18 protein-coding genes are annotated in these 19,780 nt (G+C 48.8%); 2 read left to right on the plus strand and 16 right to left on the minus strand.

Annotated features, from left to right (window positions below; all coding sequences use genetic code 11):
* Positions 1–2 precede the first annotated feature (2 nt).
* The gene (locus CHH60_RS07035; RefSeq protein ID WP_095287651.1) at positions 3–377 is read right to left on the minus strand and encodes a helix-turn-helix transcriptional regulator; all 375 of its coding nucleotides are present in this window, start codon (positions 375–377) and stop codon (positions 3–5) included.
* A gap of 304 nt (positions 378–681) precedes the next feature.
* Positions 682–1,830 carry an acyltransferase gene (locus CHH60_RS07040; RefSeq protein ID WP_095358541.1) on the minus strand — a complete coding sequence of 383 codons (1,149 nt, stop codon included), beginning with the start codon at positions 1,828–1,830 and terminating at the stop codon, positions 682–684.
* A gap of 63 nt (positions 1,831–1,893) precedes the next feature.
* Between CHH60_RS07040 and CHH60_RS07045 the strand changes: the two genes are divergently transcribed.
* Complete coding sequence (locus tag CHH60_RS07045) at positions 1,894–2,298, plus strand: YidH family protein (protein WP_095358542.1); 405 nt, start codon at positions 1,894–1,896, stop codon at positions 2,296–2,298.
* A 191-nt stretch (positions 2,299–2,489) separates the two neighbouring features.
* Here CHH60_RS07045 and CHH60_RS07050 read toward each other — a convergent pair whose 3' ends face one another.
* From CHH60_RS07050 to CHH60_RS07100, 11 genes are all read right to left on the minus strand, one after another.
* Positions 2,490–3,092 (minus strand): general stress protein, encoded by a 603-nt coding sequence (locus CHH60_RS07050; RefSeq protein ID WP_095358543.1) that lies wholly within the window; start codon positions 3,090–3,092, stop codon positions 2,490–2,492.
* 232 nt (positions 3,093–3,324) lie between these two features.
* Complete coding sequence (hrpB, locus tag CHH60_RS07055; RefSeq protein WP_095358544.1) at positions 3,325–5,844, minus strand: ATP-dependent helicase HrpB; 2,520 nt, start codon at positions 5,842–5,844, stop codon at positions 3,325–3,327.
* A 114-nt stretch (positions 5,845–5,958) separates the two neighbouring features.
* On the minus strand, positions 5,959–6,765 hold the full coding sequence (locus CHH60_RS07060; RefSeq protein WP_095287656.1) for an SDR family oxidoreductase: 807 nt from the start codon (positions 6,763–6,765) through the stop codon (positions 5,959–5,961).
* 210 nt (positions 6,766–6,975) lie between these two features.
* Positions 6,976–7,806 (minus strand): protein phosphatase 2C domain-containing protein, encoded by an 831-nt coding sequence (locus CHH60_RS07065; protein ID WP_255247862.1) that lies wholly within the window; start codon positions 7,804–7,806, stop codon positions 6,976–6,978.
* A 20-nt stretch (positions 7,807–7,826) separates the two neighbouring features.
* On the minus strand, positions 7,827–8,579 hold the full coding sequence (locus CHH60_RS07070; RefSeq protein WP_095287658.1) for a vWA domain-containing protein: 753 nt from the start codon (positions 8,577–8,579) through the stop codon (positions 7,827–7,829).
* 33 nt (positions 8,580–8,612) lie between these two features.
* Positions 8,613–10,706: a hypothetical protein gene (locus CHH60_RS07075; RefSeq protein WP_095358546.1), complete on the minus strand. Its 2,094-nt coding sequence runs from the start codon at positions 10,704–10,706 to the stop codon at positions 8,613–8,615.
* A 156-nt stretch (positions 10,707–10,862) separates the two neighbouring features.
* Positions 10,863–11,138, minus strand: coding sequence for a WXG100 family type VII secretion target (locus CHH60_RS07080; protein WP_017689071.1), 276 nt, complete (start codon positions 11,136–11,138; stop codon positions 10,863–10,865).
* Between the two features lie 197 nt (positions 11,139–11,335).
* On the minus strand, positions 11,336–11,884 hold the full coding sequence (locus CHH60_RS07085; RefSeq protein ID WP_095287660.1) for a WXG100 family type VII secretion target: 549 nt from the start codon (positions 11,882–11,884) through the stop codon (positions 11,336–11,338).
* A 6-nt stretch (positions 11,885–11,890) separates the two neighbouring features.
* Positions 11,891–12,721 (minus strand): hypothetical protein, encoded by an 831-nt coding sequence (locus tag CHH60_RS07090; RefSeq protein WP_095287661.1) that lies wholly within the window; start codon positions 12,719–12,721, stop codon positions 11,891–11,893.
* A gap of 16 nt (positions 12,722–12,737) precedes the next feature.
* On the minus strand, positions 12,738–16,742 hold the full coding sequence (gene essC / locus CHH60_RS07095) for a type VII secretion protein EssC (RefSeq protein WP_095358547.1): 4,005 nt from the start codon (positions 16,740–16,742) through the stop codon (positions 12,738–12,740).
* A gap of 55 nt (positions 16,743–16,797) precedes the next feature.
* Entirely contained in the window at positions 16,798–17,118 is a 321-nt protein-coding gene (locus CHH60_RS07100) for a hypothetical protein (protein ID WP_095358548.1), read from the minus strand.
* A 422-nt stretch (positions 17,119–17,540) separates the two neighbouring features.
* Here CHH60_RS07100 and CHH60_RS07105 point away from each other — a divergent pair, with 422 nt between their 5' ends.
* Positions 17,541–17,780 (plus strand): hypothetical protein, encoded by a 240-nt coding sequence (locus CHH60_RS07105; protein ID WP_095287663.1) that lies wholly within the window; start codon positions 17,541–17,543, stop codon positions 17,778–17,780.
* A 100-nt stretch (positions 17,781–17,880) separates the two neighbouring features.
* Here the strand turns inward: CHH60_RS07105 and CHH60_RS30060 are convergent, their stop codons facing one another.
* Genes CHH60_RS30060 through CHH60_RS07110 form a run of 3 tightly spaced genes read right to left on the minus strand, consistent with a single transcriptional unit; the run spans position 17,881 to position 19,711 of the window.
* The gene (locus tag CHH60_RS30060) at positions 17,881–18,033 is read right to left on the minus strand and encodes a hypothetical protein (protein WP_181429970.1); all 153 of its coding nucleotides are present in this window, start codon (positions 18,031–18,033) and stop codon (positions 17,881–17,883) included.
* 5 nt (positions 18,034–18,038) lie between these two features.
* Positions 18,039–18,206 (minus strand): hypothetical protein, encoded by a 168-nt coding sequence (locus tag CHH60_RS29715; protein ID WP_176476000.1) that lies wholly within the window; start codon positions 18,204–18,206, stop codon positions 18,039–18,041.
* A gap of 29 nt (positions 18,207–18,235) precedes the next feature.
* Positions 18,236–19,711, minus strand: a complete 1,476-nt coding sequence (locus CHH60_RS07110) for an aldehyde dehydrogenase family protein (protein ID WP_095358549.1) — start codon at positions 19,709–19,711, stop codon at positions 18,236–18,238.
* Positions 19,712–19,780: the final 69 nt, after the last annotated feature.

The raw sequence follows: 19,780 nt of genomic DNA on the forward strand, positions 1-19,780 counted from the left end.
GCTCATCTTCCTTTCGTCCCGTAATTGTCCTCTTCTGCCTTGTGCAGCATGCCCAGACAACGGTCTAGGTCTGCCTTGACCTGCTTTTTGTACAATTCGGCTTTTTCCGCTCCATCATCCGTAAAGTGATATAAAACGATTTCCTGAAAATCCACTTTAGGATCGCTGCCCTTCAACTTCTTCGTCCGATAAAATACACCCTGCTGTACCAGTTCATGCAATGCCCGATATACCTCACTCTGAGGCGGAACATAACCGTAATCTTTAAATTCCTGCTTCATGGCCTCCAGCATTTCGTAACCATATCCTCTGTGCTGTTCAACCATGGTAATGAGATACAGCTTGATAAATGCCCGCTGGGCAATCATAAAAGCCATGTTTGTTCCCCCTATCCTCTACCGCTCTACTTCATATTATAAAACTTGTGTTCGGTTTCTGCCATCATTCTCCGTTTTTCCCGGTTATGCAGCAGGTGAGAACAAAGCACAGGATAGATAGTAAATAGTGTGGTAGAACGGCATTGGGGTTTTTATTCTGAATTTTTCATATAATGATTTTTTAAAATGTAAACCTAGATAAGCTTCAGTTCGACAAAAGCAAACGCTGACTTACATCACAACCCTAGATCACTACCTTCAAGAATGATGACTTCTATTGTGAATTTTTCATTCATTGCCTCTTTCACTTTCTGAAATTGGCCTTCGGTACAGTGCCCACGATCCATTTCCCCCAGCTTACACGCGAAATGCACCAAGTGAGCCCACAGGATAGAGCTAAAGCAAGAACCCACGTCAGAATCATTCGCACAGTTGGATTTAAGCCCCATGCAACGTAAAAGTATTCATCCGGAATGTAACTGTAGCGCAGCATAAGCATATGCATGAGGTAACCGCCGTAAGAAACGCTGCCGATCCATCCAAGCCAGCCCACGGCCAGGTGATTATGCAGTTTGCCTGCGAGCTGATACATGACCATCATCGACGCGATTAGAAAGAGAGCCATATCCGGCCTGATCAAGCTAACGGTATAAAATGTGATCTGAATGCCTTCCGGCTTTTGAAATTCCAGCATTAATAGATATGTAAACCGAAGACCCATGGTTATAAACACGGTCCAATATACCCAGCGCAGCCGATGAATCCACATGTTCCAGCTTTTAACAGATAATCCGGCTGCAGCACCTAGCACAAAATAAAAAAAGAAATACAGGAAATTGCGATCGGCATAGGTTGTGAATACATCGGTCAGTACTGGAATATGGAGTCGCTCCATGACTCGTGCAATATTCCCCAATTGATCAGCTAACACGAGGTATATGGCTCCCGCAATCAGGACAGCAATTAGGCGTCCCCGTGAATCGTAACGGTTATATACATATCGTATGGCCTTTAGAAACAAGGGAAACAGCAAATAAAATTGAATCAACATGATAATGTACCAAAAATGAGATGTGGTCTTGCCGGTAAGCAGCTTCAAACCAAGATTAGGGACATCCTGCCAGCCAATAGCGGTCCACCCTTGTGGTGTCAAGGTGAAGTACACCAACGACCACACGACATATGGTGCGATCACATCCGTTAATCGTTTCTGCATGAAACGGCCGTATTTCAGCTGCTCTCCTGTGTTATAAAACAAAACCATGCCCGTGATGAAAATAAATAAAGGGACGGCAAATTTGGAAGCCATCAGCAGGATTGCAAGCAGAACCCCATCTTCCAGTCCGGCTTCCGGAACCAGAGAAAAATGGGCAATGGAATGCTGGAGTACAACAGCTGCAAAGGCAATCCCCCTTAAACTTTCAATTTCAGCAATTCTTTCTTTTCGTGACATAACGTCCAGCCGCCTTTCTTGGTTTTACAGTAAAAAATAAGTACAATGATAATCGTATAAAAGATGAACGGAGGGATTCCTATCGCTGATTCCGAACTAGACACCCCCACGATTGACTCTCAATACGTACAACAGCATATGGCCAATGAACGGACGTTTCTGGCCTGGGTTCGTACAGGAATAGCCATGGTCGGCGTCGGATTCCTGGCTGCTGGATTGGGATTTAATACTTCCTCTTATGACCAGATTGCACACATTGCAGCCATTATAACCGGAGTAACCTCCCTGATCAGCGGCATTGCCATTATTCTGTGTTCTGCTGCTTCGTATCACCGCAAACGCAAACAAATTAATCAGCAAACCTTTCAAGCCTCAACCCGATTGATTCGCTTCCTGACACTTACTCTGTTGGTCATTGGCCTGGCGCTTGCTATTCTGCTCTATGTATTGTTATTCCCTGCTCCTTAGACTTACCTTTACACACAGTCAACACTTCATCATGATTCCGGGATGGAATTACAGGGACAAAAGCCGGCTTCCTCGAAGGAAACCGGCTTTTGAGCGCCTGACGGCTCACATTAACCAAACCATGATTTATATGTGCTGCTCCTGTTTAACTTTGTATACAAATCCAGTGTACTAGCCTGAACAATCCAAGCTTACAGGAACGTGTTGTTTCCAAATCGTGCTGCTTTATCCTGAGCTTCCAGTCTCCGCTCTTCCATGTCGAGATCCGTTCGCTCTGCTGGCACATCCGTACCATGAGCTGCGTATCGATCACGATTCAGATAGCTGGTGTTGCTGAATACATCATAGACATCCGAATCGCGATCGGTGGAGTCAACCAGGAGAAGGATTTTGCCGTTTTGTACATATTCCTCATACTGTTTGGCATCCTCTTCAGGAATACCCAATCCGACAAGTCCACCGACCAAACCGCCTGCACCGGCACCTACTGCCGCTCCCGTAAACGCTGCTGCAATCGGACCTGCTGCCAAAATTGGACCTATACCTGGAATGGCCAGAGCCCCGATACCAGCCAACAGCCCGGCTACGCCACCTAATACGCCACCTGTGGCTGCACCTGCTGCCACACCTTCTGGCGCCTTAGTACCCGTCTCTTCCCGGATGGCCTTCAACTCGTCCCGATCCTGCGTCACTACCGAAATTTCGTCTGAACTAAATCCTTGCGCTTTCAAGCCCTCTATGGCTTGAGATGCCTCACGTTCTGTATCAAAAACACCTACGATTTTCTTCTGCATAGTGAATTCCTCCTAGTCATTTAAGAGTTCGCTTCGCTATGTTATTACCCGTACAATTTTCTTTCAAACGCTTCCAGCCATTATACCGTGCGCAAATACGAATAAATACAGCTTAATTCGTTGATAAAACATACGCTTATGAAGTCATTCTCATCAAAGGGTCTCTCTGAAAAGCCAGATCAACATCCAAGCCTTTGTATATGCAATGGTGAGCGAAAAAAGTCTTAATGCTCTAGCTGCGCGGCTTCGCCCGATTGGTCGCTATTGCCTCCAAAGGATTGTCTGGCCAGTAATGCTTTGGATATCGGCCTTTCAGGTCTTTTTTCACCTCGAAATAAGTCTCCCGCCAAAAGTTCGTCAAATCCCGGGTCACCTGAACAGGCCGGTGCGCAGGGGACAGCAGTTGCAGGGTTAACGGCACCCGGCCTCCAGCAATACGCGGTGTATCCTGCTGCCCGAACATTTCCTGAAGTCGTACCGCCAGTGTAGGATCTTCAGGTCGGCTATAATCAACCGGAATGCGTGATCCGCTGGGAACCTGAATATGAGTTGGCGCCTCCCGGTCCAACTGCTGCCGTTGTTCCCAGCTCAATCCGCTAAGTAACACGTCCTGCATGGACAGTTTCTTCAGATCCGAAGCTGAACGCATTCCTGCCAGAAAAGGACTGAGTTGATCTTCGAGTTCCGCTGATACATGATCTGCCGCGAGATCCGGCCACCCCGGCAGATGACGATGCAGAAAACGTAATCTGTCCGCCAGCTGCCTTGATGATTTGGTCCAGGGAAGACAATCCTGACCTTCTGTGCGGATTCCGCTTAGCAGCGCATCAAGCACCTGATCTTCCGGAGGTTGTGCGATACTGCTCTCCTTTATCAGGATTGCTCCAATTCGCAGTCTTCGATGAGACCGCACACTTCGTGTACTGGGATCCCATGCAATCTGCACATCCTCTTCTATGAGATCAGCACCATAGTCCAGCAAGAGCTGCTCCCTCACCGGTGCAGCCAGCAGGATGCGCGCATCCGCGCCCTGGTCGTCCGCCTCGGCAGCGACCAGATAGGCTGAACGGCTCAGCGACTCCGCCTGGCTGAGCCGTACCCCGCGGCCGCTGCTCAGCAGGTAGCGGCCGTCCTCCCGGCGCTGCCCGATCCGGTCCGGATAGGCGAAGGACAGCAGCAGCCCGCAGCTGTCCTCATCCGGCCGTTCCGGATCCTCCCGCGCCGGGCCGAGAGCCGTGCGCAGCTGTCGGCTCTCCTGAAGGATGCGCCGTACGGCAGCGATGTCTGCGACCGCCGCTGCCGCTTGCGGCGTACCGCTGCTGCGCGCCATCAGCAGCGCTTCCACGCGCGGGCGCAGGTCCGTGCCCGCGCCTGCACTGCCACTGCTGCGGAAGCCGGCAGGCTCCTGCAGCAGTGCCGCCAGCATGCTGGCGTAGCTGGCCAGCCCAAGCTCCGCCGCGCGGAGCAGCATGCTGGCCAGTCGCGGATGCACGCCAAGCGCGTTCATCCGCCGCCCGAAGGGCGTGATGCGGCCTGTGTCATCCAGGCCGCCCAGCTGGCGCAGCAGCGCCTGTGCCTGGCCGTAGGCAGACGCAGGCGGGATGTCCAGCCACTGCAGTTCTGCAAGGGACTGGACACCCCAGGCGGCAAGCTCCAGCGCCAGCGGTGCAAGGTCCGCGGAGGCAATCTCCGGTCTGGCTGCCTCCGGCAGACCGTCATGAACCTCTTCGCTCCACAATCTATAACATACCCCAGGTGCAATTCGCCCTGCACGACCCCGCCGCTGATCGGCTGAAGCCTTGGACACCGGCTGGGTAACAAGCCGACTCATGCCTGTGCGCGGGGAAAATACGGATGCACGACTCAGTCCGGCATCGACAACCACTCTGACACCCGGAAGCGTAAGGCTTGATTCCGCAATGGAGGTGGACAGTACGACTTTACGATTTCCTTCCACTGCCGGTCGCACAGCCTCATCCTGACGTTCAATCGGCATGCTGCCATACAGGGAGTGCACCTCGACATGAGAAGAAAGATGAAGCTTCGACAGTTCCCGTTCTGTCCGGTGAATCTCTCTGGCTCCTGGAAGAAAGACCAGTACGTCTCCTTCCTGCTGTGCTAAAGCTTTTACAACCGCTTGAGCCGCGAACTCCTCCAGCACAGCAGAAGCAGGTTTTGATACATAACGGGTTTCCACTGGAAACGTGCGTCCCGGACAATCAATCGCGCGGGTCCCTTCACCAAGCAATGTACAGATGGGGTCAGGGTCCAGTGTTGCCGACATAATCAGCACCTTCAGATCCGGACGCAGCATCGCCCGTGACTCCAAAGCCAGAGCCAAACCAAGATCGCCGTGCAGATGACGCTCGTGAAACTCATCAAAGATAATCATCGCAGTATCTTCAAGCCCCTGATCCTGCTGAAGCATGCGTGTAAGTACCCCTTCTGTGACAACTTCGATCCGCGTTGCCTGACTGACCCGAGTGTCCATGCGGACACGGTACCCTACCGTCTGTCCCACGTTTTCATTCAGCGCTGCTGCCATCCGCGCCGCGGCTGAGCGCGCCGCAAGTCTGCGGGGCTCCAGCATTATGATTTTACGCCCGTTTAGCCATGGTTCCTCTAATAGGGATAGAGGTACTACAGTTGTTTTGCCTGCCCCCGGCTCTGCAATAAGAACACCTGTATCCTGCTTTCGAAATAGCTGTTTCAGCTCAGGCAAAATCTGTTGTATCGGTAATTCTATATTCATATTATCGCTCCTAATTCATAAGGCACCATGCAATATATAATCAATCCAAAGTGAATGTTAGCATTATAACAAAAAAAGCCGTTCCAGAGGAACGACTACTTTGGATCAAGCGTATTAACGCAGCAACGATTCGGCGCCATCAATGACAATCTCTGCACCCGTAATGTGTTTGGATTCTGACGATGCCAGGAAGGCGACGAGATTGGCCACATGCTCCGGCTGTCCAGGGCCATCTGCGAGCGGCTGCTCCCCTTCCGGGAACTCCATTGGAATAACGATTTGATGCAATTCATCCGTTTTTACCGTGCTTTGATCAATATTCGTTGCGATAGCTCCCGGACATATGACATTAACCCGGATTTTGAATCTGGCCAGTTCCAGTGCAGCCATCTTCGAAAAGGCAACCTGTCCCGCTTTTGATGTACTGTATGCCGACATCCCAAAGCTGGTGAACCGTTGGTTACCATTAATGGAACTCGTAATAACAATGCTTCCCCCGCCGCGTTTCTTCAGATGTGGGAGAGCGTACTTGATTGTAAAGAAGGTGCCATCCAGATTGGTCGTAATGATCCGCTGCCAATCCTCCACCTGAATTTCCTCAATTGGCGCCGAGACACCGTTAATGCCAGCATTGGCAAACACAATGTCCAAACCGCCGAACAGCTCCACCGTTTCCAGCACCGCTTTTTCCACCCGGGCCGGATCGGAGATATCCACATCGAATGCGCGTGCAGCACCTGGATGTACGGCATTAATTTCGGCTTCCGTCTGAGAGATCCGATCATTCACCAGATCAAACAACGCAACGTGAGCACCTTCATTCGCCAATTTTAATGCCGTTGCCTTACCAATGCCGGAACCGGCTCCAGTAATGATAGCTATTTTGTTTGCAAACCGAGACTTGTCGTTATGTTGTGTCATGCTCCATTCCACTCCTTCTCAGCAATTATGTAAGAATGTACATCCAAGACTTGTGTATCAGCATGATGCAGCATGCTAACTAAGTAGATTCTTCACAAGATTACCCAAAAAGAGCGCCTTTTAAATCAATAACGACAAGTTTTTTCTCAGCTGATTTTTACCACTCATTAAACATACTCAAGACGAAGGATTTATTCGAAAGTAGTTCATCTACCATTCCAGCTCAATGAAAGCGGCATCATCTTCAAGCCCCCCGGTGTGTGCAGCATCCAGCAGTACCTGAATGTGTTCATCCGGGATATATGCCTGTATGGCATCCAGATCATTCAAACCATCTGTGTACAGCTGCAGACGAATCGGTTCATTGGATAGCTTCGCCTCATAAATATGAGGCTTGCCTCCAACTGGCCCTTCCAGGGTTGACCAGCGTTCATTCGTCCGGCAGTGGTTCTGAAAAGCTCCGGATTGTTCCTGACCATTGCGCCATAGACGTATGCGTGAATCCCCTTGCCAAGCCATCCAGATACGACTTTTCCCCATACCGCGGGACAGCTCAATTCGACCACACACATACATCGCCTGGCTGCCTCTGCTTCGCTTCTCCATTAACACTTCACGTAAAAGCAGGGGCGAGTTGTCCAGTGGCTGAATTTTCTTCAGCTGCTCGGATGCGGGAACCGTCAGTTCTTGTAGCAGATGCTCCATCGCTTCTACTGTAGGATTAGAGGTTGTTTCCAACCACTCGAGGAGAGCATTGCCCAGAAAACGCGCGGCAAAATCACCAAGGTAACTCATGCCTACCCCATCACACAAGACGAACGTACATACATTTCCGTCCATGCGAACGGCAGCAAAGTCTTGACCCGAATCCCCCTGATGAACCGTCTCTGCAGCTCTTCCATAGCCATAGCGACACTTAAAAGTACCCTGATAACGAGTAAGCGGCTGTTCTCCGGTCTGTGCGCTAACATAACGAAAGATTCCACGACGCTGCTTTCCTTGGCTTCCTCTCTCACCAGCAGGCAATGCTGCCAATCGCATCGTTCTCAAATAATCCCCTCCTATCTCACAGGCGTAGCAGCAGACATTTGAAACCCGATGGACACCAGTTCTGCACATGTGCCTGGCAGCATCATCAATGCACCGGGTGCGAGCAAATAGTCCGCCTCGACAAGCATTTCACGGTAACTTTCAGGCAGAACAGAAGACATATTGCGCAGCTTCTCTCCATGCTCATCCTTAAGAACGGTTTCCGGCGATATCCCCTTCCATCTTCTTGGTTCAGGGATAGGACCTTCCAATAGGTGATCGGATATAAAAATATTTTCGACGAGTACATTGCCATCAGGCACACTCATGCCCATAATTCGTTTGGCAATGGGTTCCGGATCTTCGCCCGTAGCCACTCCATCCGTCATATGACAGACGAGCGGCGCAGGACAATCCTGCATATTCGGTATTTCAGCCTGCAGAATCTTCTCTGCCTGCAGGAAGGCTTTAGCCGAATCCGAGAAACGTTTAGGTGTCAGGTCTGGCAGCGAACCAACCGCTGCAATTTCGTCGATTCCCTTGATTCCATTCAACAAATCATAGACGTCATCGCTGTATGCAAGGATGGCAATCCGATAGCGAGGTGTCAATCGATTTCCTTTGGTTGAGCGAAACACCATTTGGCGTATGGCCAGGGCCAGGGCATCATAGACGACATCAATCCGTCTGCGGTTTTCCAGAACCATATTCATGGAGGCACTGATATCAATGAGATAAATAATAAGTGCGGGTGTGCGCTGGGATGCTTGTATTGTATAGTTCATCTGGGCCTGAGCCACCTCCGTCGTTCACATAATTTACAAGTTGGGTAGATTATAGTTGTTATTGCTCAAAAATTTATTAATTGCACTCATTCGCGCTGCCACTTTGCCTACCCCTTTGAAGTATGAAGCATCCGTGTTATACAAATTTTTAAAATCACGGGCATAAGACAACGCGTTTTCGGTCTTGTTACCTATTTGCGCATTATACGCCTTGTTATAGTGAGCAATCAATGTAACCACGTTCTGAGCACGTTTTTTCTTAAGTGCAGCCTTTCGAGCAGCTTCCTCGGCTGCTTTTTGCGCTTCCAGTTTGCGCTGAGCTTCAGCCGCTGCCTTGCGCTCCGCTTCCTGCTTCGCTACTTGAGCATCATGCTCTTTCTTCCAGACCAGGTAGGCCTCATACTTCGCCTGCTTGTCATACTTCTCCTGCTGCGCCTTCTTAGCTGCTTCTTTCTTCTGCTGTTCCTGTTTTGCGAGATAAGCCTCGTATTTTGCCTGTTTATCGTATTTTGCCTGAAGAGCTTTCCGTTCTTCTTCCTTTTTCTGTGCTTCAGCCAGTTTTTGCTTTTCCTCGGCTTCAAGCTTCGCCGCTTCGGCCTCCTGCTTCTTCTTCTCTTCTTCCTTTTGCTTCAGCGCAGCAGCTTTTGCAGCTTCCGCTTCTTCGGCAGCCTTGATCTCCGCCAGTCTTGCTGCTTCTTGTTCCTCCTGCTGCTTGACTTCGGCTTGATCAGCCAAAATTTTGACAGTTGGCACGGTACCGGCCAGCAATACAATAAGGACAGCGGAAGAGATCATGAACTTTTTGGATCTGTAAAAAGGAACACGGACAGGCTGTGCGACTTCTTCCTTGGGATTCAGCTTGGCATCCAGCCCGTTGATGGCAGCCTCAACTTCCATCTGCATCGCACTGTTAGCCGGAATGAAATGATACAGCGAACGGTATACTTCCAGGGCCGCTGCAGGCTTATCTTCATCCTCAAGAGCTCGGGCCTGCAGGAAGAGTCTGTTTACCACAGCTTCCTGTCCAGGAGGCACTTCAGGTATCGACGTGGGCGAATCATGTCCATTAGCTAACTTCGAATCTGGTACGCCAGTATCCGGTGCACTTGCGACTGTCTTGCTCGACGCTGCTGCATTTGCCGCATCTGCTGCTTGCTCCTCAGTTTCCTTCACTCCGGCCGCTTCCGCCTGACTGGCATTAGCTGATGCCAAGGCAACAAACCATTCACCAAATGTTGGACAGCTGCTCAAATCGTGACTCTCCCAGGCACGGATGAACAGATCGGATATTTTGGAACCCCATCGATTCTGGAGTGAGTCCCGCATGGCAAAATATCGTTCACTCACCGTTTGCATTTCATGCTGGTCAAAATAACTTTCTCCCCATGCCTTCTCCACAATGGTCGAATCAGACCAGCTCAGCATCTCGGCGATAATAACTGCACCAGCAAAACGATCGGCATATGAACTCCACAGACCACTGTGTACTGCCCGATGAGCTGCATAACCAGGTGAACCAGCAAGTAGAGCATCTGGACGATCCATTTTGGAACCGTACATCTGCTCTACATCGACAAGTTCAACCGCGGATGGGGCTCCCAGGTTTTCCACTTCGGAAAAAAACGGAATCATCACATTGGGTGCGGACAAATCACAATGAGCAAGTCCTCGTTGCTCCATGGCCGAACCAGTCCCTGCTAGTGCTCTGGCCAACTTCAGACTTTCTTCTGCAGTCAGCTGTTTCTGATCACTGATTACGTCAAACCAGGTCAGACCTTGCACCCACGGCATTAAAACCGCGTACAACAAATCGGGATGTTCACCAATGAGCGCTCCGTTTCTTTCCGGAGTGAGCACATCACGCTTGCATACCTGCAAACCTGGCAGTTCACTATAAGGCTCCATATGCTCAGACTGATAGACCATAGCCGGGATACGGAATTTAGGGAAAAATACTTTTAGTGCTTTGGCCCCACTTATTGAACCATTTCGGGGTATTAACTGGTAAACGATCCCTTGCCTTCCGGCTTGGGCGTATGCCAGACCGGGCGCAGCCGGGTGCTGCCCAATGGTATAGGCAATGTCATTGATCACCACTTCATCCCCGGGATTCGGTTGAAAAGACATACTCATCCCTCTCTCTGTCATTCTGTCATAGTGCAGCAAAAACCGGGAGTCGTAAAACGCCCGGTTTTTGCTGTAGTTATACATCTTCAGCTTGCTGCCTGCGTACGATCCAGTGCCGGGTCAGACATGACATCGGCCTGATCTATGTAAAGCAGTTTAGCGAGCTTGGTCAGCTGTACGGAATTTGTTGGCAATAGCCGTCAGTTCCGCGCTGATGCTGTTCAGCGTTTGAACGAATGATTGCATTTGTTTGCTTGCTTCCTGGAACTCCTGGAAGAAGCGTTGTTTCGTCATACCTTCCCATTGTCCTTCCATGCTTGTGATGGATTGAGTCAATGTAGAAACGATTTGCTGACTTTGCTCACCGCTTTGTTTGAATTGGTTGGAAACCTGATCAAGTTGTTCCGGGGTAACTAAAATGCGTCCTGCCATGTGTAATTTCCTCCTTGGTTTGTGCAATTAAATTTTTGCTTGTTCAAATTGTACTATACCAGGATCGATCGAACAAAAGCCGAAGGACCTAATCCTATTTACCCCATTTTTGGTGATTGAAACTTCCCCTAACAGACTATTTACATAAATGATTCACTTTCTGCTGTCCATAATTCGCACTTCTGTAAACTGCCTAATCAGGATACCACAGGTTCGGTTCCTCTTCTCCCCCGAAAGGTGGGATCTGTGAATCTCCAAGCTACAGGTTCAGGCTGCATTGCCTGGATCAATGTAGCGGGAGAACCGTCGGGCGGCGCAGCATCCTGGACCCGGTATACTGCCGCCACCGCGGAAAGGGGATCGGATACTACAGCAGCAGCTGCGGCGTGTGTAGGCATGATTTCCCCTACACGATTGTTTTCTAGAACGTTAAGCATATTGACCGCATTGCCATAGGCTGTGTTCACATGACTCAGCACTGTACGATACTCCATGTCTGCCTGCTGGAATAACAAGGCTTTGCGTCCCAACTGCACGCTTAAGTCCATAAAACGACGCACCGCATCTTCGCCAAGTCGCTTGCTGTGACTCCATTCACTCATCACCGCAGCCCGGGCCTCAATATCCCACTCCAGCGAATGGATTGCCTGTTCCAACACTGTCATCTTTTGCTGTATTTGCTCCGCCGCATACTGAATCTGCCTGCTCAGTGCCCGAAGCACATCCGGTTCCACACGAATGCGCATTTACCATCACCTTTCCTCTTCCCCTGCAGGCTGTTTAAGCCAGTCCAGCAGCATCTCGTGAAACTGTTCTCTCGTCGTCAGCGCCGCTACAAGCCAATCATCTGAAGCGGCTGTACTCATGCGGAACAACCAGTTGGATACAGAGCTAGCAGCGAATGCTGCTGACTGTGACTTCCAACCTTCTCCGTTCCATACAAGCAATCGCAGTTCACCATCTGATTCTTTGTTAACCAGACAACGTGCAAGAGCCAGCGAACCTTCCGGGTCGTTCGTCTCCTGTGCCAGTTCATCAGCAACTGCAGATTCTTCTTTGTTGTTAAGCTCGTTCATAACATCATAGAATTTTTTCTTGGAGCACATCAATGCCGGCTTCTCCGCTGGTGAATGGCCACTCCATTTCATCCTTTGAATCAGGAAGTCAATCGCTTCACGAACGTTCCCGAGATCAGATAACCGGAAGGAGTCCGGTTCATCAGCAACACGGGAAACTTCAACAACCCGTTCGTCCGTGCAATGGATATAACTTTCATACGAAGTGCCACTGGATGTGTAGCGAATCCAGCAAGCCCTGTCTGACAATCCAGCAATGGCTACTCTGGAGAAAACGGTCGGTGTCATGATCAGCTCATTGCTGTCCTGATCCTGAATCAAATATCCCTTTTCGAGCAGAGAAGTTTTGACGTGCTCCCATTCCACAGCGATGTCTTCTGCCATGTAACCGCGGAAGGGGTCTTCAACGCCAAGCAATCGGTCTGAACCGAGAATCCCGGCCAGGAAAAAAAGTTCTTTTATTTGCAAAGTGACTACCTTTTGCTTGGAATCATGAACCGTCAACATTATGAGCCACCTCCCCTCAAACTACAACATGCCATCGGTCACGAATTTCAGAAATCCAATCTGTCATTTTCCAGGTGTCATCACAAGGAACTGCACCTTTAACCCTGGAATATTTGCGTTTAACATAATAACCTTGACCTGGTGGCAGTACCTTCAGCCCAGCTGAGCTACCTCCAGATTCGGTATAAGGAATACGGAAGAACGAGAGATCGTTAGGGTCTAAAGTCCCGAACAACAATCCACTCTGGGAAGCCTTCACATCACTTACCCAGTCTGAACCAAACGTTGGGAAATCAGCTGGAACACCCGAAAGTATGACATGTATCCCGCGATCCCGCCCTTGACGAACAATCGCTCCCAATTGATCTTTCACGTTAAAATCATTCAACTGTTTGGACAGAGTATCCGCATCATCGATTACAAGCACGATCTCCGGTCCACCCTTTAACTCGCCTCTTTTTAGAACTTCATCGTACAACTGTTGGATCACAGGCGCAAGCTGTTCTTCACGGGACACATGTCCGCGGACATGGGGCAAACTGATGATCTCTCCCAGTCCTCCGGTACCATATCTCATATCTACCGTATAGATTTGCACATCTTCAGGAGAAGCATGATACGCCAGAGATAACATCCATGTCAACAAAAATGTTGTTTTACCGCCCTCCATTGGACTTGTGACCATAAAATGCGGACCTTCACGCAGGTTCAGCAAGAAAGGCTCGAGATCATCTGTCAACAATCCTACAGGAACATTGACCGTCGAGAATTCTCCTGCTTGGGCAATTGCCCCCGTACTTACAAGTAAATCCTTGAGCTTCACTTCTTCAGGAAGCGGAGCAATCTGCGGAGCCTCTTCTCCTGTCCAGCTATTCCGAATCTCTGCGATCAACCCGCGGAGAGCAGACGAACGTTTCCCTTCATCCTCACCGGACGATGGCAGAGCCGCTTGGAACATTAATGGTGGTACCTGTCCTTTTACAAGACCTCTACCTGGTGGAAGCTGGCTTGGTGCCTTGGAAGGCCGTCCAACTGCGTAATAATAGTCACTTGGATCGGATAGTTCAAAGGAAACCGCGTTTGGTATGTTGCTTCTGAACTTCTCGAACACATCTGTCACCCGATTCGCAGTCAGAATGAATGTAATTCCAAGACTTCCACCTTCACGAAGAATCGTTTCCAGCAGTTCATTCTCTTCTGGGTAAGCATTGCGGAATGATAGATAACCATCTATTACAACAACAATCTGTGGAACAGCTGCATGTGCTGTACGACGATAAGCCGAAATCGTTTTAACGCCTGCCTCCGAGATCATATCTTTACGCTGTGCTGACAGCTTGAGAATATACCGGAATAGACGCTTGATCCGATCCTCCTCTTCGGCCATCAGAACGCCACCGATCTGCGGCAGTCCTGTAAAGTCCTTCATCATCCGTCCCATATCAATAATGTATCCATGCCATGGATCCGTACGACGAGAACGTGCCAGTGACATCAGCAAAGTCTGGACAAACGTCGTTTTACCCAAACCAGGCATACCGTACACAATCAAATGCCCTTGATCTACGGGGAGTGCAAGAGGCATCTGACGCTGGTTAGGCAGATCATCAAGCAGACCAACCACTGGCTTCAAGCCACTTGCTCCGCCGTCAAGCAATAGCTCTCTGTGCTCTTCATCCTGCCAATCCGTTAGACTATCCCATTCCAGCGTCTCGGGAAGGGGAGGCAGCCATGGACCAGGCAATCTTTTGATACCTGCATCTGCGGCAGACTGTGCCACATAATCAATGAAGACCTGTAGTTGCTTAGGAACATCTTCGCCTTTGAGGACAGCCCTGCGTTCGCCAGTTAAAAGTGGTTCTCTCTTACCGTTAAGACGCACCTCCATGACAGGCAGTACAGTCGATGTGTCCTCCTGCTGGTTATAAGGCGCACCACTCCAGGCAAACTGCATCTCCTCAAATACCTCATCACTGCCGACCTGGAAATATCCGCGGCCCGGCTTAGTAATCCATGCTGCATTAGGGATTTTGATCATATCCCGGCTGTCTCCCTCGCTCTGTACACGAAGACAGATACGGAAACGGGAGTTACTCCATATTTTGTCATCCACTACGCCTGCCGGCTTTTGAGTTGCCAGAATCAGATGGACACCCAGTGTTCGGCCAATAGCCGCAATACTAATCAACTCATCCATGAATTCCGGCTGGTCCCGTTTCAATTGGGCAAACTCATCAATAATAATGACCAAATGAGGCAATGGCTGTTCATGTCTGGAACGTAAAATCTTGTAATATTCATCAATGTGCTGAAGGTTACCGGCATCATTCAATATCTTCTGCCTTCTGACCAATTCGGCCCGAAGCGAGATATTGGCCCGTTCAATCAAATTGCCATCCAGGTTGGTGATCGTACCAACCACGTGAGGCAAGCCTACGAACGTATTGGACATCCCCCCGCCTTTGTAGTCAATCAACATAAAGGCCAGGTCATGGGGATGGAACTCTGCAGCCAGGGAAGCCACGATAGACTGTATGACCTCACTTTTACCTGAACCCGTCGTACCTGCGATCAATCCATGTGGGCCGTGACCCTGACGTTCTATTTTATCATGTAAGTTGATGGCAATTTTCTTGCCACCTGCGCGCACGCCCATGGGTACAGGCAGCGTATCCGGATATCGTGTCTGACCCCAGCGGGTGATTACATCCAGGTCTTCAACACGTGAGGTGCCAAGCATATCAAATAACGGAAGGATTTGCGGGATGTCCGAAGCGGAAGATCGCTTCAGCCGAATGGGAGACATGTAACGTGAGAGTGCCTCAGCGGTCTCTTTTGATATCACATCTGGTGTGTACGTCTGCTGTACAACGTCAGCATCTTCCGTTTTTTTGATGTACACGCCCTTGCCTTTGGATGCTTCCATGATCAATTGACAATGCATCGGAAGGGATTCCTTGCGGTTTGCCAAAATAATGGTACACACATCGATCTCCTGTGCAGATTCAAGCAATAATGGAAGAAGAGGCTCTTCTTCAATAAGCTGTGTGTCCGAGAGAACCACCACATAACATGGAGTCTGCACACTTTTTTTGTATCGGTCCTCTTTGTTGTTTCGACGACGGTTTAACACGGAAAACAAGCTGTCCGCCAATTGATGCGCACCGCTGTGCCTGTCGGCCATATAGCGTTGTCCCTGATCTTCATCCCAGATATGGGGTAACCAGCGCAGCCAGTCCCATTCCTTCGCTTCTTTTTCTTCATAAAAAGCAGCAATCTTCAATTCATCCGGCGAGTGCCGCACCGTAAGTTGTGAAATGATGACGCGCAGTGAAGCAAGCACTTCTTCCCGATTCCCTACCAACCCCATCACTTTCGATTGGAACAGCGGAAGCGTAATGGAAGCATCGGGGACCGTCTCAAATTCTGCTGCAAGTTCATGAGCTGCCTCAATTAATTCATCTTTTTCATAACCATCCACTCGTGGAACCTGCAGTTTAATTCGGAATGGAATTTCTCCCGTACCGATCCGTACCTGCAAGAAATCGTCATCTTCCGGTGAACGCTCCCATAAGGAACTGTTGCGATTCTTCACGACTTGGAGACAAACATTGGGATCACCATGAATCTCGTACAGGCTCTTGACCTGCTCGGCTTGAGCTTCCTTGAGCTCTTCACGGTGCTTATCCAATTGTGCTCGGTACATGGCCTTACGTTCTTCGATTTTTTTGCGATACGTCTTTTTGTTACTCAGATACACAAAAAACGGAATGGTATATGACGTAAGCATCATCATGACAGTCATCATCTGAAACATCATATAACTGCTGTTGCCCATTTTGCCCGTCATGTTGATATATACGTAGAATCCGATACTGACCATCGTCATCATGATCGGTATTATAATAGAAATCATTGAAAACGTAGGTTTGCTCGGCTCCGTTGGAGGTCTGAGAATTTCCAGCCTTTCTTCCTTAAGAACCGGTGTCATTCTTGGAGAACGTTGATATAACACATTCACGAAGAGAAGACCTCCTTATAATTGGTTCGATAATGAATGTATACGTCAAATAGACTCATTCGTTGCTCTCCTGCTGAAATAACGAACGTCTTCCGTATACAGGTGCTTCTTCCGTAGTGGTTGAGAATGCCCGCTGAACCCGTACACAGCTTCCTTGCCGCAGGCCCGTTTCCATCAGCTGCTGCGAGTTCTGCGGAGAGAACCACAGACCTTCGGGGAATTTGGCTTCAAGGATGTACTGGATACCATCACCAGGCGCCTGTCCAAAAATCCGCACCCCCAGCAATGTTTTTAAATGTTCAATCGTACACTCATCCGGGACTTCAATGTCGAACCATTCACCTTCCTCCCGGCCGGAATACACGGTAAGAATCATCATAATCCCTCCCATGGTCTCATATGTAAATTGTCCTAATGTCAAATTAAATCAAATAAATGCGGATGAATCGTTATTCCAACCCTATTTTCTTACATTAACACCCTGTTTGCAATGTACAACCTGTGTTTTTGTTACATATGACCCACATAAATATTAAAATATCGTCCAATGGACTCAGAACTTTTGAGGCATTATTCACGTTAATTGTTGCGAGGATGCGAAAACACTTCTTTTTCTTCCATATAAATGGGAGAGAACATTTCGTATTCGGGACTTCCTATTCCTTCGTCCACAATCAAATTGTGAACACTTTTCAAACATTGCCCACCTTTATGTTTTCATAAGCTGATTTTAAGGTAATTTTAAGCATTGGAATTTAATATAACCAGTATGAAATAACTCTCGTGAGGTGATTTCTAGTGAGAACACTAATAACTTTTCAAAACAAATCAATCCCTGTATATTTCAATCAAGAAAACAAACAACCTATGCAAAAGACATTAAGACTGCTTAGTAGTGCCCTTGAGCATAAAATCAGTAATGGTAAACGCGCTTTGCAAAAATGTCTGCACTCATTGATTAGCATTGAGATTGTCGGTTGTGAGGCTATTCTGCACAGCCGCAGTGAAAATGACTCTCTAGCCTTGTCGCTGTATTAAAGCAGAGTCGGTAAAAAAATTGCATATGCAAGGAAAAAGGAAGCTGTCCATGAAGACAAGCTTCCTTTTTTTTGATGAGGGCAAGGTTCCTCTATCTATTTTAATGCACTCTGCTGACAGCATAAGTAGTCTCATGCTCCTCTGCGATCTCGGCTCTGCGGATACGAATGACAAACAGCCGAACCAGATTGGCACGTGTATGCTCTTCCTGACAAGTGTTCAATTTTCTCAAAATAAAACGGTCAATGGACATGGAGTTCAAGCCCCTTTACCTTTGGATTTACGGATCGGTACTCCCGTGTATCCATAAATAACCAGATTGGACGAGCCCCAAACAGCTTTTCCCTCGGATTTCTCCAGGTCCAAATTGATGATGTAATAACGTGCAAAAGCCCGCCACCTCAAGGCAGGAGAGGACTTTCGCATTCCATGTCGATCTATCTCGAACGATCTGTTTAATTGATGCCAGGGAAATCCCGGTATTCATGCTGCAGACTGATCCAACGGGTACGTGTGAATTTCTCAATGGCCCAATCGCCACCAAAACGGCCAATCCCGGAAGATTTTTCGCCGCCAAACATGACATGTGCCTCATCATTTACAGATTGGTCATTCACATGCACCATACCGGATTCAATGTTCTGGGCTACCCGGTAACCCCTCTCCAGATTGCTGGTGAATACAGAACCACTTAATCCATATGGTGTATCATTTGCCAGACGGACAGCTTCTTGCTCGTCTTCTGCTCGCATGAGGACGGCCACCGGACCAAAGAGTTCCTGTTGGACAATATCTTGTTCAGGTTTGACATCCACAAGCACCGTCGGTTCTAGCACACTGCCCTTACCTGATCCGCCATGAAGCAAACGCGCACCCTCTTCCTGAGCAGTTTGAATCCATTCCAACAAGCGTTGTACTTCTTTTTCGCGAATAAGGGGACCTACCATCGTTTCTGAATCTGCAGGATCGCCTGTCCGTATACGCTTCGTTTTGTCCACGAACAACTTGACAAATTGGTCATATACATCGGCATGTATGATGATCCGGTTGAGTGCCATGCAGATTTGCCCCTGATGAAGAAATTTGCCAAAAACCGCAGCCTCTGCGGCTCGTTCAATGTCTGCGTCTTCGAGTACCACCATTGCATTATTACCGCCAAGCTCAAGTGCCGTTTCTTTTAAATGCTCTCCTGCCAGTTTCCCGATCCCCTGCCCGACTTTGGTCGATCCTGTAAAGGAAATCACCTTGGGAATGGGATGAGCAACAAAATAATCCCCTATTTCACCGCCACTTCCGGCAACCACATTCAGGACACCTTCAGGTAATCCGGCATGATGAAATAAATCCGCGATCAACCAGCCTGCCGTAATCGGCGTGTCCGATGCTGGCTTAATAACTACACCATTTCCAAGTGCAATGGCCGGGGCAACGGAGCGAAGACACAAATGGAGTGGGAAGTTCCATGGTCCAATGACTCCGACCACACCCTTGGGTTCGCGAATGACTCGGTTTTCTTTGCCTAGCGTGTTTGAAGGAAGCAGCTCACCTTTTATTCGGTACGGAAACGAAGCCGCTTCATCGACTATACGTTTCGCTGCGGCAAACTCAGCTTCTGCCTTAATACGCGTACTCCCCGATTCTGTAATCAGCAGATTCAATATTTCTTCTTTGCGATTGGTCATTAAGGATGACACTTTTCGCAATATGCCTTCTTTTATACCTGGCAGGGACTTTCTCCATTCTAAAGAGCTTTTTTGGGCGGCTTCATATGCCCGATCTATATCGGTCTTACTGGAAGAACGCCAGGTTGCAATCACTTCGCCCGTATAAGGGTTCATGTTCTCCATCGTTTTCTCACCGGAGCCTTCTACCCATTCGCCATTAATATACTGTTTGGTCCAAGTTGCAGGTGTTTTCTCCATTAAAGTCATCTGGACGCGCCTCCTAATCAAGATTAGATGTCCTTCCTTCTTCTATAAGAAGTGTAGTACTTCATTAAC

It is taken from the genome of Paenibacillus sp. 7523-1 (assembly GCF_002276415.1).
Lineage (GTDB): Bacteria > Bacillota > Bacilli > Paenibacillales > Paenibacillaceae > Paenibacillus > Paenibacillus illinoisensis_A.

Bases quoted from the DNA above. Each gene is read 5' to 3' on its own strand.
- CHH60_RS07035 (WP_095287651.1), bottom strand. From the start codon at position 377: ATGGCTTTTATGATTGCCCAGCGGGCATTTATCAAGCTGTATCTCATT.
- CHH60_RS07040 (WP_095358541.1), bottom strand. From the start codon at position 1,830: ATGTCACGAAAAGAAAGAATTGCTGAAATTGAAAGTTTAAGGGGGATT.
- CHH60_RS07045 (WP_095358542.1), top strand. From the start codon at position 1,894: ATGAACGGAGGGATTCCTATCGCTGATTCCGAACTAGACACCCCCACG.
- CHH60_RS07050 (WP_095358543.1), bottom strand. From the start codon at position 3,092: ATGCAGAAGAAAATCGTAGGTGTTTTTGATACAGAACGTGAGGCATCT.
- hrpB (WP_095358544.1), bottom strand. From the start codon at position 5,844: ATGAATATAGAATTACCGATACAACAGATTTTGCCTGAGCTGAAACAG.
- CHH60_RS07060 (WP_095287656.1), bottom strand. From the start codon at position 6,765: ATGACACAACATAACGACAAGTCTCGGTTTGCAAACAAAATAGCTATC.
- CHH60_RS07065 (WP_255247862.1), bottom strand. From the start codon at position 7,806: ATGCGATTGGCAGCATTGCCTGCTGGTGAGAGAGGAAGCCAAGGAAAG.
- CHH60_RS07070 (WP_095287658.1), bottom strand. From the start codon at position 8,579: ATGAACTATACAATACAAGCATCCCAGCGCACACCCGCACTTATTATT.
- CHH60_RS07075 (WP_095358546.1), bottom strand. From the start codon at position 10,706: ATGTCTTTTCAACCGAATCCCGGGGATGAAGTGGTGATCAATGACATT.
- CHH60_RS07080 (WP_017689071.1), bottom strand. From the start codon at position 11,138: ATGGCAGGACGCATTTTAGTTACCCCGGAACAACTTGATCAGGTTTCC.
- CHH60_RS07085 (WP_095287660.1), bottom strand. From the start codon at position 11,884: ATGCGCATTCGTGTGGAACCGGATGTGCTTCGGGCACTGAGCAGGCAG.
- CHH60_RS07090 (WP_095287661.1), bottom strand. From the start codon at position 12,721: ATGTTGACGGTTCATGATTCCAAGCAAAAGGTAGTCACTTTGCAAATA.
- CHH60_RS07100 (WP_095358548.1), bottom strand. From the start codon at position 17,118: ATGATTCTTACCGTGTATTCCGGCCGGGAGGAAGGTGAATGGTTCGAC.
- CHH60_RS30060 (WP_181429970.1), bottom strand. From the start codon at position 18,033: ATGTCCATTGACCGTTTTATTTTGAGAAAATTGAACACTTGTCAGGAA.
- CHH60_RS29715 (WP_176476000.1), bottom strand. From the start codon at position 18,206: ATGCGAAAGTCCTCTCCTGCCTTGAGGTGGCGGGCTTTTGCACGTTAT.
- CHH60_RS07110 (WP_095358549.1), bottom strand. From the start codon at position 19,711: ATGACTTTAATGGAGAAAACACCTGCAACTTGGACCAAACAGTATATT.